Below are 13,615 nucleotides of genomic sequence, written 5' to 3'. Positions count from 1 at the left end.
CGCACACCTCAACACTGATCGGCTACACCACCTGGCGGGACGCCATCCAGCCCCGAAGCGGGGCGTCCGCAATGTCCGTTACGACGTCAATAGGCAGTCGCGGGACCGGTGTTTGAAGGTCACTTTGAACAACTGTGGCGCAGACCACGTTTCTTGAAGATATGAAGGAGCCCCTGGTACCGGTTGTTCCCATGTCCCACACCGCTCACATACGCAGCCACCGGAAGCCCCGCCGCACCGCGACCTCCACGATCGCGATGCGGGCCGGAGTTGCCGGTGGCGTCCTCAGCACCCTGGCAGTCGCCGGTGCGTCCAGCTCGGCCAACGCCGCCGAGCCCGTGACGCAGACCATCGAACTGCCCACCCTGACGGCCGACCTGGCCGCTCAGGTCGCCCAGTCCGCCGAGGTCACCCAGCAGGCCGCCGCGGACTACCAGCTGAAGGCCGAGCGTGACGCGGCCGCCGCCAAGGCCGCCAAGGAGGCCAAGGCGGACCTCGCCGAGGCCAAGAAGAAGGCCGAGGCCCGCAAGAAGGCGGCGGAGGAGGCCCGCAAGGCCGCCGCCGAGCGCGCGGCGCGCAACGCCGAGCGCCCCTCCCTCGAGAGCACCACGACCGCCTCCGCGCCGGCCAGCGGCAGCGTCGCGACGGTCATCTCCTTCCTCAAGGCCCAGGTCGGCGACGCCTACGTCATGGGCGCCAGCGGCCCCAACGCCTGGGACTGCTCCAGCCTGGTGCAGGCCGCGTTCCGCCAGGTCGGCATCGACCTCCCGCGCGTCTCCCAGGACCAGTCGATGGTGGGCACCGACATCCCGCTGTCCCAGATCCAGGTCGGGGACATCCTCTACTGGGGCGGCAAGGGCTCCGCGTACCACGTGGGTGTCTACATCGGGAACGGCCAGTACCTGGACGCCGCGAACCCCTCCAAGGGCGTCGTCATCCAGGACCTCTCCGGCTACCCGGCCTCGGGTGCGGTGCGGGTGCTCTGACAGCCGGATACGGGTGCTCTGCACCGGATGCCCTGAAACCGGGCATTCTCCGGGCGTTCTCCAACAGGGCACTCCCAAACAGCGCTTCGCGCTCATAACGGACCGAAGGGTCGTCGCCGCTCGGGGGTGACGACCCTTGTCCGTCACGGCCGCGGGCACCAGGGGAGGTCAAGATCCCCGGAATGCCCGAATCGTCCCCCGCCGCAGGCGGCTTGACGCTCCCCCGCGGCCACCCCTCCCGGCGTCCGCCCCCGCAACGGCCCCTCACAGCGTCTCGACGGCACCGAACGGGCCCGAGGCCCGGCTACGGAACTCCGGCCGCCCACAGAGACGCTCAGGCGTCCCGCCGCGCTCGGCCTCGTCGCCCCCTTCGCGCGGTTGAGGCCGTTTCAGGTCACCGCACACGGAGTGCGCCAAGTGCGTCTGTTGGGTGGTTCTGCAGCCGATGCCCCGACTCGCTCCTACCCGGGGCGGGACGGCGACACGGCCCCTCACGGCTTCCGGAGACATTGAAGGCGGCTGAGGTCCCGCTTTCCGGTACCCCAGCCGCCCACAGATGCGCAGGTTCGGGGCGCTCAGGCCTTCGGGACCACCTTGCTCAGGCCGTTGATGATGCGGTCCATCGCGTCGCCGCCCGTCGGGTCGGTGAGGTTGGCGAGGAGCTTGAGGGTGAACCTCATCAGCATCGGGTGGGTCAGGCCGCGCTGCGCGGCGATCTGCATGATCTTCGGGTTGCCGATGAGCTTCACGAAGGCGCGGCCCAGCGTGTAGTAGCCGCCGTAGGTGTCCTTCAGGATGCGCGGGTAGCGCTGGAGGGCGATCTCCCGCTGGGCCGGGGTAACCCGCGCCTGCGCCTGGACGATGACGTCGGCGGCGATCTGGCCGGATTCCATGGCGTAGGCGATGCCCTCGCCGTTGAACGGGTTCACCAGGCCGCCCGCGTCGCCGACGAGCAGCAGGCCGCGCGTGTAGTGCGGCTGGCGGTTGAAGGCCATGGGGAGGGCGGCGCCGCGGATCGGGCCGGTCATGTTCTCGGGGGTGTAGCCCCAGTCCTCGGGCATCGAGGCGCACCAGGCCTTGAGCACCTCGCGCCAGTCGAGCTCCTTGAACGCCTCGGAGGTGTTCAGGACGCCCAGGCCCACGTTGGAGGTGCCGTCGCCCATGCCGAAGATCCAGCCGTAGCCGGGCAGCAGCCGGTCCTGGGGGCCGCGCCGGTCCCACAGCTCCAGCCAGGACTCCAGGTAGTCGTCGTCGTGGCGGGGCGAGGTGAAGTACGTGCGCACCGCGACGCCCATCGGGCGGTCCTCGCGGCGGTGCAGCCCCATCGCCAGGGACAGCCGGGTGGAGTTGCCGTCGGCGGCCACCACCAGCGGGGCGTGGAAGGTGACCTCCCGCTTGTCCTCGCCCAGCTTGGCCCTGACGCCGGTGATGCGGCCGGTGCGGTCGTCGACGACCGGGGCGTTCACGTTGCAGCGCTCGTACAGCCGGGCGCCCGCCTTCTGCGCCTGCCGGGCCAGCTGCTCGTCGAAGTCGTCACGCTTGCGGACCAGACCGTAGTCCGGGAAGGAGGCGAGATCCGGCCAGTCCAGCTGGAGGCGGACCCCGCCGCCGATGATGCGCAGGCCCTTGTTGCGCAGCCAGCCGGCCTCCTCGGAGATGTCGATGCCCATGGCCACGAGCTGCTTCACCGCGCGCGGGGTCAGACCGTCGCCGCAGACCTTCTCCCGCGGGAACTCGGTCTTCTCCAGCAGCAGCACGTCGAGTCCGGCCCGGGCCAGGTGGTAGGCGGTGGTGGAGCCGGCTGGCCCCGCGCCCACGACGATCACATCGGCAGTGTTGTCGGAGAGGGGCTCGGTCACGGCGGGATCTCCCCAAGGTTCGAAATCTGCGTGCCGACCGGCACTGGACATGGGCAGTCTATGCAGCACAATCGATCACCGGCTGAAGGGCTGTCCACGTGAACCGAGCTCTCCCCGCCGTAACGCTGCGCGTCCCCACCGACGAGGACGCTCATCTCTGGCACCGTCTCTTCGACGACCCGGACGTCATGGAGTTCTTCGGCGGCAAGTCCGCGGAACTTTCGGTCTACGAGGAGCTCACCGCCCGCCAGCGGCGGCACGACGCCGAACTCGGCTTCTGTCTGTGGTCCGTGCTCGACGACTCCGGCCGCGTCCTCGGCTTCACCGGCGCCCAGCCCTGGCCGCGGGACTGGGGGCCCACCGGCGAGATAGAGATCGGCTGGCGCCTTGGGCGCGAGCACTGGGGCAAGGGCTATGTGACGGCGGCGGCGCGGCAGACGCTCGAGCGGGTGCGGGCGGCCGGCGTGCGAAGCGTGGTGGCGATGGTCGACGCCCGCAACTCCCGCTCGATAGCGGTCACCCGGCGGCTCGGGATGCGCCTGGCCGAGACGTTCACGACCCCGGTCCGCAAGGCCGAGGCCCACTGCTACCGGCTGGATCTCTGAGCGTCCCCTCCGGCGCTCTCACTCTGGGTGACGGAATGTCACGGAATGCCACGCGATGCTTCCTGCGGGGGCGCGGGCGGGTCTACCCTGCCCGTACCGCAGGGGGTGATGTCCGTGCGCATGCCACCCAGAGGATTCCGGACGCCGGAGGTGCGGGTACCGCGCCTGGTCGGCCTGATGGCCGTGGACGCACGGGAGTCGGCCCGGGCGCACGGGCTGTCGCTGACCTCGCCGGACCGGCCGGACCTCCGCCTCGCCGTCGTCGACTACGTCGTACGCCAGTACCCGGAGCCCGGTGCCGAGGTGCCGCGGGAGTCGATGATCTACGTGTGGTTCGACCTCGGTGAGGGCGACGGCGGGGGCGGCGTGCGCGAGCCGCGCGGTCCGCTGCCGCTGCCGGGCGGGCTCCGGCGGGAGCTGTCCGAGCCGCACACTCCCGGCACGGCCCCGCTCGCCTGCCCGTGAGGGGCTCAGCCGTCTCAGGAGGCTCGCTGCCCCTGAGGCTCAGCTGTCCTTGAAGCCCCGGTGCAGTGCGACCACGCCGCCGGTGAGATTGCGCCAGGCCACCCGGGACCAGCCCGCGCCCTTGAGCCGCTCGGCCAGCGCCGGCTGGTCGGGCCAGGCGCGGATGGACTCGGCGAGGTAGACGTACGCGTCCGGGTTGGACGACACCGCGCGGGCCACCGGCGGCAGCGCCCGCATCAGGTACTCGGTGTAGACGGTGCGGAACGGCGCCCAGACCGGCTGGGAGAACTCGCAGATCACGAGGCGCCCGCCGGGCCGGGTCACCCGGTGCATCTCGCGCAGCGCGGCGTCGAAGTCCTGCACATTGCGCAGCCCGAAGGAGATGGTGACGGCGTCGAACACGTCGTCCCGGAACGGCAGCCGCGTCGCGTCACCGGCGGTGTACGGCAGCCAGGAGTGCTGCCGCTTGCCGACGGCGAGCATGCCGAGGGAGAAGTCGCACGGCACCACATAGGCGCCGGTGCGCGCGAAGGGCAGCGACGAGGTGCCGGTGCCGGCCGCCAGGTCCAGGATCTTCTGCGCGGGGCGCGCGTCGACCGCCTTCGCGACCTCCTTGCGCCATCTGCGGTCCTGGCCCAGGGACAGCACGTCGTTGGTCAGGTCGTACCGTTCCGCCACGTCGTCGAACATCGAGGCGACTTCGTGCGGCTGCTTGTCCAGGGATGCGCGGGTCACGGGCTCATTCTTGCAGCCCGGCCGTCCGGCACCCCGTCCGGACGGGCAACACTCGGGAATCGGCCGGGAAGCGGCCGGGAATCGGCCGGGGTCCGGTTGAGAACATCCCCGAACCGGGACGTACATCCTCAGGTGGGGCGCACCCCCGCATGAGGTGCGAGCCCGTACGAGGTGCAACTCCGTATGCGGATGAGGTGCAACCCCGTATGCGAGGTTCGCGTCATCAGGGAAACGTGGTCTGTGAAAGTCATCGGGTCTTACGAGGGATCCGAGGAACGGGAGCGAGCTCGATGCGCGGTCCGATGAAATCCGTTGCCGGGATCGGCGGTCTGCTGGTCCTGGCCGCCACCGCGGGCTGTTCGTCGCCGGACGGCGGCAGCGACGCGGCGGCGCCCGCGGAGAAGGGCGCGCCACCGCCGGCCGTCACCGGGTACGCCCCCTACGTCAACGCCACGTCCGCCGATCCCAACGACGCGGCGGGCTCCCCCGACGTGTACAACCTGGCGTTCGTGATCTCCTCCGGCCAGGGCTGCACCCCGGCCTGGCACGGTGTGCAGGCGGTCGACGACGAGTCGGCGACCGCGCGCATCGGCAAGCTCACCGCCTCCGGCGCCAAGGTCCGTGTCTCCTTCGGCGGTGCGGACGGCAAGGAGCTGGCGACGACCTGCGGCAGCGCGAAGGAGCTGGCGCGGGCGTACGGGAAGGCGCTGGACGCCGCCGGCGCGCAGCGCGCCGACTTCGACATCGAGGGCGACGAGCTGACCGACCCGGACTCGGTGGCCCTGCGGTCGGAGGCGATCGCGCTGCTGCAGAAGGAGCGGCCCGGCCTGGAGGCGTCCTACACCGTCCCGGTCATGCCGTCGGGGCTCGACAAGGACACCGTGGCGCTGCTGGAGTCGGCCAACGACCACGGGGTGAAGGTCGGGACGGTCAACATCATGACCATGAACTACGGCGAGTCCCTCGACGGCGACATGGGGGACTACGCCGTCACCGCGGCGAAGGCGGCGCACCAGCAGCTCCGGGACATCTTCAAGCTGCCGGACGCGAAGGCGTGGCGCGGGATGGCGCTGACCTCGATGATCGGGGTGAACGATGTGAAGGGCGAGACGTTCACCCTCGAGGACGCCGGGCAGGTGCGGGACTTCGCGGAACGGCAGGGGATCGCCTGGGTGTCGATGTGGTCGACGTTCCGGGACCGGCAGTGCGAGGCGTCCGCGGACGACGAGCTGACCGAGTGCAGCGGAGTGGAGCAGGAGGACGGGGCCTTCGGCAGGGCGCTGGCGGGGCGGGCCGCGAAGAGCTGAGGCTGCCGTCCCCGAATGACTAGCGTTGGCGGTACAGCAGCCGGCCGGCCACGACCGTCGCCACGCACGTTCCGGCCCCGCGTCCGGTGAGCGCGGCCTCGTCGGGGACGTCGAAGACCGCGAACGTCGCCTCGGGTCCGCCGCCGTCCTCCGGCTGCTCGCCCTCCGGCGGCAGGGGGCCGGCGATCGCCTCCGCCAGGCTCCTCCCCCGCAGCGGGTCGAGCACCGCGGGACCGTCGGGCGCCGCCGGGCGCGGCAGCACGCCAAGGCCGGCCCGGTGCACGGCGTCCCGTACGGCCGGAGTGGGCAGCTCGCCCGCCACCGCCACGACCCCGTGCGCCAGCAGCCGCTGCACCCCGCGCCGCGCGCTCCCGCCCCGGCGGGCCTCGGTCAACGCGAGCGCCGCCAGGGCCTCACCGGTGAGCGGCTCCGTGCCGAGTTCGCCGGCCTCGCGCGGGTCCGGGTGGTAGGCGTGCTCCAGCAGTTCGGGGCCGTACGGGTTGACCAGCCCCGGCGTGAGCAGGCCCGGCCAGCGGCGGACGCGGGCGGCGGGATGGGCGGCCGTCAGTGTCCCGAGGGGGCCGATTGCCGCCAGCCGCCGGTCGCGCACCAGCACGGCGCCGTCCGGCAGCGCAGGCCGCCGGTCCCCGGGGACGAGCAGGTCGGCCGCGTGAATCGTCAGCACGGCAGCGTCAGTTGGAGGCCAGCAGCTTCAGCTCGGGGTGGGCCGTGCCGCCCTCGATGGCGGTGGACGAGATGTGCGAGACCACCCGGTCGTCGACCGGGTCGTTCGCCGGGTCGTCGTGCACCACCAGGTGCTCGTACGTCGTGGAGCGCTGCGCCGGGACCCGGTCCGCCTTGCGGATCAGGTCGATGATCTCCAGCCGGTTGGAGCGGTGCTTGGCGCCGGCCGAGGAGACCACGTTCTCCTCCAGCATGATCGAGCCCAGGTCGTCCGCGCCGTAGTGCAGGGAGAGCTGGCCGACCTCCTTGCCGGTGGTCAGCCACGAGCCCTGGATGTGGGCCACGTTGTCGAGGAACAGGCGGGCGATGGCGATCATCCGCAGGTACTCGAAGACGGTGGCCTGGGTGCGGCCCTTCAGGTGGTTGTTCTCCGGCTGGTAGGTGTACGGGATGAAGGCGCGGAAGCCGCCCGTGCGGTCCTGGACGTCCCGGATCATCCGCAGGTGCTCGATCCGCTCGGCGTTGGTCTCGCCGGTCCCCATGAGCATGGTGGAGGTGGACTCGACGCCCAGGTTGTGGGCGATCTCCATGATCTCCAGCCAGCGCTCGCCGGACTCCTTCAGCGGGGCGATGGCCTTGCGCGGGCGCTCCGGCAGCAGCTCGGCGCCGGCACCGGCGAAGGAGTCCAGACCGGCGGCGTGGATGCGCCGGATCGCCTCCTCGACCGGGACGCCGGAGATCCGGGCCATGTGCTCCACCTCGCTCGCCCCCAGGCTGTGGATGACGAGCTGCGGGAACTCCTTCTTGATCGCGGCGAAGTGCTTCTCGTAGTACTCGACGCCGTAGTCCGGGTGGTGGCCGCCCTGGAACATGATCTGCGTGCCGCCCAGCTCGACCGTCTCCGCGCAGCGGCGCAGGATGTCGTCGAGGTCGCGGGTCCAGCCCTTCTCCGTGTCCTTCGGAGCGGCGTAGAAGGCGCAGAAGCGGCAGGCCGTGACACACACGTTGGTGTAGTTGATGTTCCGCTCGATGATGTACGTCGCGATGTGCTCCGTACCGGCGAACTTGCGCCTGCGCGCCGCGTCGGCGGCGGCGCCCAGCGCGTGCAGCGGGGCGTGGCGGTAGAGCTCGAGCGCCTCTTCCGGGGTGATCCGTCCACCGGCGGCTGCACGGTCGAGGATGGGCTGAAGGTCGGCCTTCTCGGTCACCGGGCGTCCCTTTCGTGGTGGTGGGAGACGGGTGGGCGGACTTGCCCAGCGTACGCCAGGGGGTCCGAGGGGCCGACGTCAGGCCGTGTCCGCGTCCGGCGCCGGGCCGCGCACGCGCCCGCGGTCGGCGCACGCGCCCGCGGTCGGCGCCCGCGGTCAGGCGGTGTACGCGCCGGCCAGGAGCCCCGCGAAGGCGCCGGTGATCAGGAACGGGCCGAACGGGATGGCCGTCTTGCGCCCCGCCCGCCGGGCGACGACCAGGGCGCCGCCGTAGAGCGCCCCCGACAGGAACCCGGCGAGGGTGCCCAGCATCAGGGTGGGCCAGCCGTACCAGCCGAGCACGGCTCCCGCGCCGAGGGCCAGCTTCACATCGCCGAAGCCCATGCCGGCCGGGTTGATGAGGAACAGCACGAAGTATCCGCCGCCGAGGGCGAGGGCGCCCAGCAGTGCGGTGGTCCACTCCCCCGCGTGCTCGGGGACCAGGGAGACCAGGCCGAGCAGGAGCAGCGCGGCGGCGGCGAAGGGCAGGGTGAGCGGGTCGGGCAGCCGCTGCACCCGGAAGTCGACGATCGCCAGCAGCACGCCGACGGGCGCGAGCAGCAGCCAGACGGCAAGCTCGGGGCGGGTCCCGGTGGCCGCGGCGAGGGCGGCGCAGACCAGGGCGGTGGCGAGCAGCGCGGGGGCCGTGGAGCCGTAGGCGCCGGTGGTCCTCGTTCCCGTCGCCTGCCCCGTGCCCGTTGCCGTTCCTGGCCCCGTTGCCGTTCTCGTCCGCCCTGTGGCCGCTCCTGTCTCCGTGCAGTGGGCGCAGTGGGCCCGGCCGAGCCAGCCCCGTACCGGATGTCCCGCCGGGCAGGCCGCCAGCCACCCCTCCCCCGACGGGGCGGAGAAGCGGTATGCCGCCCGCGGCAGCAGCGCTCCGGCCGCCGCGCCCCACAGCGCGGCGACGGTCGCCAGCAGACCGGTGCTCATGTCACCCCCACCGCCGCGGTCTCGTGGGCTGCTCCGGGTCCCCGGGAGCCACCGGGATCCTAGTGACTCGCGGGCCGCAGCCGAAGGGGCCCGGCCGCACCCGCTGCGGAGAACCTCGCTCCGGCACGGAGGAGAACCTTCCTCCGGCACGGAGAAGCGGGGCGGGAGTCGAACTCCCGCCCCGCTGCTGCCTGTCGGCGCCGCCGCTCAGTACAGCGTCGCGCTCAGGTGGCCGTCGGCGGAGACGCCCTGGAGGGAGGCGGTCACGCCACCGCCCGCGGTGATGCCGAGGGGGCCCGCCTCGATGTGGGCGCCCAGGGCACCCGGCTCGGCGTGGACGCCGACGGCGAGGCCGGCGCTGACGCCCGCCTGACCGCCGGAGACGGACTCCAGGTCGGCGTCGGTGAGTTCGGCGGTTTCGACCTGGGGAGCGAGGTTCATGGCGCTTGTGTCCCTTCGTGCGTGCACTGGGCGAGAGCGAGATTCGGAGCCCCGATGAAAACACGCCCCTCAGGGGGCGACCAGCCGCTCAGGAGCCTGCGGGCACGGCTGTCACCTGCATCGTTCACGGCTGTGGGATCGCGGTCACCGATCGGCCCCATATCTTCACGCGATGCCCCGCCCCAGGGGGTTGCCGGTTCCGGGCGGCCATCTCCCGGGCCTCCTTGCCCACGGCCCGAGTTGGACCGGAGGTTGCCTTCGCCTGAACGCGGAGCGTCCACGCGTGAGCACTGTGCAGATCCGTGAAATGTTCCACGAGGGTCGGCACAAACCGGCCAGGTCCGCCCCGGCCGGACCACCGGAAGACGTCAGGGACTGGAACGCACCATGGGAAGCTCCGCCAAACCGCGGCGCCGCAGAGCGGCAGCACCGGCACTGCAGTACGACCGGCAGCGCGGCAGGCCCGGACTGGCCGAAGTCAAGGGGAAGAAGAGGGAGAGCGTCTTCGGCTGTCTCGTCTTCCTCCTCCTGGCGGGCCTCATGGTCCTGATGGCCACCCTCGACATGCTGTACGGCGACGACGTCTGGCAGTGGGCGGCCGAGAGCTGGCCGGGCGGTGCCTACGGCTTCGCGGTGCTCGTCGGAATCCTCGGCCCCTGCCTGGCCGTCCTCGCGGTCTACTCACTGAGCCGCATGCACTGGAAGACCTGGAAGCAGCACCGGGCCCGCACCCTCACCCACACCGCCCTCGGCACCGCCTCCACGGCCGCCCTTCTCCCCTACGTGATCCTGGTCTTCAACGCCCAGGACTCGGGCAAGTGGGGCAAGGGCGAACCGACTCCCCCGAGCTGGGTCTTCTCCCGCTACCCCTGGCTCTGGGCCGTCGGCCTCCTCTCCAGCCTCGCCACCCTCGCCCTCCTCATCCGGTACTTCCTCCGCCGCCCTCACCACGCGCGTGACATGAGCCCTACTTGATCCTCGACAGCCGTCCCTTGGGCCGGCCCGAGCCCTCGCTGTCGGACTCGTAGACCAGGTCGTCGCCGGTGGGGGTGAGACGGACCGTGTGCAGGGCCTGTTCGCAGACGTTGCGGTTGTTCTTCGCTCCCACGGCGTCGGCGATGATCTGCTTCTTGGTGATCTGCTTCAGAGTGAGGACGTCGTCGCAGGTGCCGCCGAAGAAGTCGGTGTGGCGGACGGTGCCCAGCTTCTCGCCCACCGCCGCCTTCCTGACCGTCACCCGGAAGGTCCCCAGCGGGATGGAGATGCTGTCGCGGGCGTTGGCCTGGCCCTCCCAGGTGCCGACGTAGGCCGCGGGAACCGTGGGGGCCGGTGGCTTGGAGGCAGCCGTGTCGCCGCCCGAACTGGCGCCGCCGTCCGCGGACTTGCCCGGCAGCAGGTCGAACACGAAGACGGAGCCGACGGTCACCGCGGCCAGCGCGCCCGCCACGGCGAGGACCACCGTGCAGCTCACCCGCCGGCCACGCCCGCCCTGAACTCCGGTCTCCGGCACGGAGGTTGCCGTCACGGAGAGGGAGAGCCCGCCGGGAGACTTCCCGGTGGCCGCGGCGGAGGTGCCGGGGGGCGTCCCCGGTGCCGGGGGCCTGCCGGACACGGCAGGCTCGGTGGGCGGATGCGGCTCCCGCGGCTGCGGCACAGGCGGCTGCGCGGGCGGCGGCGGCCCGCCGGCCGGCATCACCGGTGCGGGACCGAAACTCGCGGGACCGGAGGTGAGCCCGGATCCGGCCCCGGACCCGGCCGCAGCGGCGGCCGCCCCTCCGGCCGCCCCCAGGGCGCCCGGCGCGACTGCGGCACCCTCGGAGGCAGCCGGAGCAGCCGGAGCATCCGCACCGCCCGGCCCGGCCTCCCCGTCCCCCGGCACCGCCGGGTTGGTGAAGGCCACCGGTCCCGACGCGGGGTCGGCCGGTGCCTCCCCCGCCTCCAGGTTCAGCAGCCGCACCGCCGCCCGGCTCACCTCCTCCACCAGCGGGCCCGGCAGCCAGCCGCCCGTGACCAGGCGGGCCGCACCCTCGGGTGCGAGGCGGCGGGCCACCTCGGCCGGGGCCGGGCGGGCGGCGGGGTCCTTGTCGAGGCAGGCCTCGGCCAGTTCACGCAACTCGCCGTCCAGGTCGCCCAGTTCCGGCGGCTCGTGGACGACCTTGTAGAGCAGCGCCGCCGAGGAGTCCCCCGGGAAGGGCGACGCGCCCGTCGCCGCGTAGGTCAGCACCGCGCCCAGGGAGAAGACGTCGGCCGCGCCGGTGACGCCCTTGCCGAGGATCTGCTCGGGGGACATGTAGCCGGGCGATCCGATGGAGACGCCGGACGAGGTCAGGGAGGCCGTGGCGTCCAGGGCGCGGGCGATGCCGAAGTCGATGAGCAGAGGGCCGTCGAGGGTGAGCAGGATGTTGGACGGCTTCACGTCCCGGTGCACCAGGCCCAGCCCGTGCACCGCCGTGAGCGCCTCGGCCAGGCCCGCGCCCAGCGCCCGTACCGTCGCCCCGGGCAGCCGGCCGTGCTCCTGGACCGCTGCCGCGAGGGACGGGCCGGCGGCGTAGGCGGTGGCCACCCAGGGGATCCGGGCCCCGGGGTCGGCGTCCAGGACGGGGGCGGTCCAGGCCCCGCCCACCCGGCGGGCGGCCTCGACCTCGCGCCGGAAGCGGGCCCGGAACTCGTCGTCCAGCGCGAAGTGCGGGTGCACGACCTTCACCGCCACCGTGCGGCCGCCCGCGCTGCGCCCCAGGTAGACCCGGCCCATGCCGCCCGAGCCGAGCCGGCCGAGCAGCCGGTAGGGCCCCACGACCGTGGGTTCGTCCGCTTCGAGCGGCCGCATGCGCGTTCCACCCCTCCCCCGTAGTGCCGGAAACTTCCAGCAGGGTAGTGGGCCGCCCCCGGAGCCTCACGCGTTCCTGCTCACCGCCGGCCGCCGTCTCACGGCTGCAGCAGATCCACCTTCACGTCCGCCGCGAAGCCCGTCGTCGGGCCGACGCGCCGGGCGAACTCCGCGACCGCCTCCAGCTGCGGCGGGCCGAAGCTGAAGTCGAGGGTGGTGAAGTACTGGGCCAGGGTCCGCTCGTCGAAGGCCTCCCAGCGGGCCGCCTGCTCGGCGACCTTGTCGACCTCCTCCAGGGAGAGGTTGCGGGAGGCGAGGAACGCCTCGTGCACCCTGCGGGTGATGACCGGTTCGCGCTCCAGGTAGTCCCGGCGCGCCGCCCACACCGCGAAGACGAACGGCAGGCCCGTCCACTCCTTCCACAGCGCGCCCAGGTCGTGCACGTCGAGCCCGTAGCGGGGCCCGTCGAGCATGTTGGCGCGCAGCGCCGCGTCGCCGATGAGGACGGCCGCCTCGGCCTCCCGCATCATCAGGCTCAGGTCGGGCGGGCAGGTGTAGTAGTCGGGCTGTACGCCGTACCGCTCGGCGAGCAGCAGCTGGGCGAGGCGTACGGAGGTGCGCGAGGTCGACCCGAGGGCGACCCGGGCTCCGTCCAGCCGTTCCAGCGGGACCTGCGAGACGATCACGCAGCTCATCACCGGTCCGTCGCAGCCGACGGCGATGTCGGGGAAGGCGACCAGGTCGTCCGCGTGCTTGAGGAACTCGACCAGGGTGATCGGCCCGATGTCGAGGTCGCCCTGCACCAGTTGCTCGCTGAGCTTCTCGGGGGTGTCCTTCGTCAGCTCGAAGTCGAGGAGCGTGCCCGTTCTCGCAAGCCCCCAGTACAGGGGCAGGCAGTTCAGGAACTGGATGTGGCCGACGCGCGGCCGGGTGCGAGGATTGTCCACATCGTGAGGCTAGCCCTCGGCTCTCACGGCGCGGCCCCCGGCCCCGCCCGTTGTGGAGGCCTTGTGACACGGGCCCCGATACCGCACCCGGGGGAAACGTTCAAACATTCGGGTGACGTGATCTTTCCCTCTCTTGCTTTCGGGCCCCCGCGTGCTACGCTCATCGGCAAGTTGCAGTTTGGTTTCCCTTGCAGTACAGAGCCTGCGGAGCATGTGACCGCGGGCTCTCGTCGTTCTCAGACATATGCAGTTGTGCGGAATTCGCGTCTTCACACTTGCTGGTTCTGGAGCAGGGCAACCCTTTGGGCCCAAGGAGGGCTTATGGCTACCGGAACCGTGAAGTGGTTCAACGCCGAAAAGGGCTTCGGATTCATCGCCCAGGAGGGCGGCGGCCCCGACGTCTTCGTCCACTACTCCGCGATCAACGCGACCGGCTTCCGGTCCCTCGAGGAGAACCAGCAGGTGTCGTTCGACGTCACGCAGGGCCCGAAGGGCCCGCAGGCGGAGAACGTCACGCCGGTCTGATCTTCGGATTCCTCTGATCGGGAACGACTAGCAGTACCCAAGGAGCCCCGCGCCGTC

The 13,615-nt window shown here is 72.0% G+C and carries 14 protein-coding genes; 6 read left to right on the top strand and 8 right to left on the bottom strand.

Features of this window, described 5'->3' with window-relative positions:
- The first annotated feature begins 161 nt into the window (after positions 1-161).
- Positions 162-986, top strand: coding sequence for a C40 family peptidase (locus ABD207_RS28355; RefSeq protein WP_344016054.1), 825 nt, complete (start codon positions 162-164; stop codon positions 984-986).
- A 575-nt stretch (positions 987-1,561) separates the two neighbouring features.
- Here ABD207_RS28355 and ABD207_RS28350 read toward each other — a convergent pair.
- Positions 1,562-2,896, bottom strand: coding sequence for a geranylgeranyl reductase family protein (locus tag ABD207_RS28350; protein WP_344016053.1), 1,335 nt, complete (start codon positions 2,894-2,896; stop codon positions 1,562-1,564).
- A 47-nt stretch (positions 2,897-2,943) separates the two neighbouring features.
- Here ABD207_RS28350 and ABD207_RS28345 point away from each other — a divergent pair, with 47 nt between their 5' ends.
- Both ABD207_RS28345 and ABD207_RS28340 read left to right on the top strand, forming a co-directional pair.
- On the top strand, positions 2,944-3,450 hold the full coding sequence (locus ABD207_RS28345; protein ID WP_344016052.1) for a GNAT family N-acetyltransferase: 507 nt from the start codon (positions 2,944-2,946) through the stop codon (positions 3,448-3,450).
- Between the two features lie 120 nt (positions 3,451-3,570).
- Positions 3,571-3,915 carry a PASTA domain-containing protein gene (locus ABD207_RS28340; protein ID WP_344016060.1) on the top strand — a complete coding sequence of 115 codons (345 nt, stop codon included), beginning with the start codon at positions 3,571-3,573 and terminating at the stop codon, positions 3,913-3,915.
- 39 nt (positions 3,916-3,954) lie between these two features.
- Here ABD207_RS28340 and ABD207_RS28335 read toward each other — a convergent pair whose 3' ends face one another.
- On the bottom strand, positions 3,955-4,650 hold the full coding sequence (locus ABD207_RS28335) for a demethylmenaquinone methyltransferase (RefSeq protein WP_343998212.1): 696 nt from the start codon (positions 4,648-4,650) through the stop codon (positions 3,955-3,957).
- 290 nt (positions 4,651-4,940) lie between these two features.
- Between ABD207_RS28335 and ABD207_RS28330 the strand changes: the two genes are divergently transcribed.
- A complete protein-coding gene (locus tag ABD207_RS28330; protein WP_344016051.1) occupies positions 4,941-5,957 on the top strand; it encodes a chitinase in 1,017 nt (338 codons plus the stop codon).
- Between the two features lie 19 nt (positions 5,958-5,976).
- On the opposite strand, the gene ABD207_RS28325 is transcribed toward ABD207_RS28330, so the two are convergent.
- The 4 genes from ABD207_RS28325 to ABD207_RS28310 form a co-directional block, all read right to left on the bottom strand.
- A complete protein-coding gene (locus ABD207_RS28325) occupies positions 5,977-6,642 on the bottom strand; it encodes an imidazolonepropionase-like domain-containing protein (RefSeq protein ID WP_344016050.1) in 666 nt (221 codons plus the stop codon).
- Between the two features lie 7 nt (positions 6,643-6,649).
- Positions 6,650-7,849, bottom strand: a complete 1,200-nt coding sequence (gene mqnC / locus ABD207_RS28320; RefSeq protein WP_343998209.1) for a cyclic dehypoxanthinyl futalosine synthase — start codon at positions 7,847-7,849, stop codon at positions 6,650-6,652.
- 156 nt (positions 7,850-8,005) lie between these two features.
- The gene (locus tag ABD207_RS28315) at positions 8,006-8,818 is read right to left on the bottom strand and encodes a prepilin peptidase (RefSeq protein ID WP_344016049.1); all 813 of its coding nucleotides are present in this window, start codon (positions 8,816-8,818) and stop codon (positions 8,006-8,008) included.
- Positions 8,819-9,025: 207 nt separating this feature from the next.
- Positions 9,026-9,259 carry a hypothetical protein gene (locus ABD207_RS28310; RefSeq protein WP_344016048.1) on the bottom strand — a complete coding sequence of 78 codons (234 nt, stop codon included), beginning with the start codon at positions 9,257-9,259 and terminating at the stop codon, positions 9,026-9,028.
- Between the two features lie 387 nt (positions 9,260-9,646).
- Here ABD207_RS28310 and ABD207_RS28305 point away from each other — a divergent pair, with 387 nt between their 5' ends.
- Positions 9,647-10,234 carry a hypothetical protein gene (locus ABD207_RS28305; RefSeq protein WP_344016047.1) on the top strand — a complete coding sequence of 196 codons (588 nt, stop codon included), beginning with the start codon at positions 9,647-9,649 and terminating at the stop codon, positions 10,232-10,234.
- On the opposite strand, the gene ABD207_RS28300 is transcribed toward ABD207_RS28305, so the two are convergent.
- A complete protein-coding gene (locus tag ABD207_RS28300) occupies positions 10,227-12,086 on the bottom strand; it encodes a serine/threonine-protein kinase (RefSeq protein ID WP_344016046.1) in 1,860 nt (619 codons plus the stop codon). The genes ABD207_RS28305 and ABD207_RS28300 overlap by 8 nt on opposite strands.
- A 98-nt stretch (positions 12,087-12,184) precedes the next feature.
- Positions 12,185-13,033, bottom strand: coding sequence for a menaquinone biosynthetic enzyme MqnA/MqnD family protein (locus ABD207_RS28295; protein ID WP_344016045.1), 849 nt, complete (start codon positions 13,031-13,033; stop codon positions 12,185-12,187).
- 321 nt (positions 13,034-13,354) lie between these two features.
- Here ABD207_RS28295 and ABD207_RS28290 point away from each other — a divergent pair, with 321 nt between their 5' ends.
- Positions 13,355-13,558, top strand: a complete 204-nt coding sequence (locus ABD207_RS28290; RefSeq protein WP_004984723.1) for a cold-shock protein — start codon at positions 13,355-13,357, stop codon at positions 13,556-13,558.
- Positions 13,559-13,615: the final 57 nt, after the last annotated feature.

It is taken from the genome of Streptomyces thermospinosisporus, from assembly GCF_039526425.1.
Classification (GTDB): domain Bacteria; phylum Actinomycetota; class Actinomycetes; order Streptomycetales; family Streptomycetaceae; genus Streptomyces; species Streptomyces thermocarboxydovorans.
Note: the sequence above shows the minus strand (reverse complement) of the source record. Positions and strands in the feature narration are given on the sequence as shown.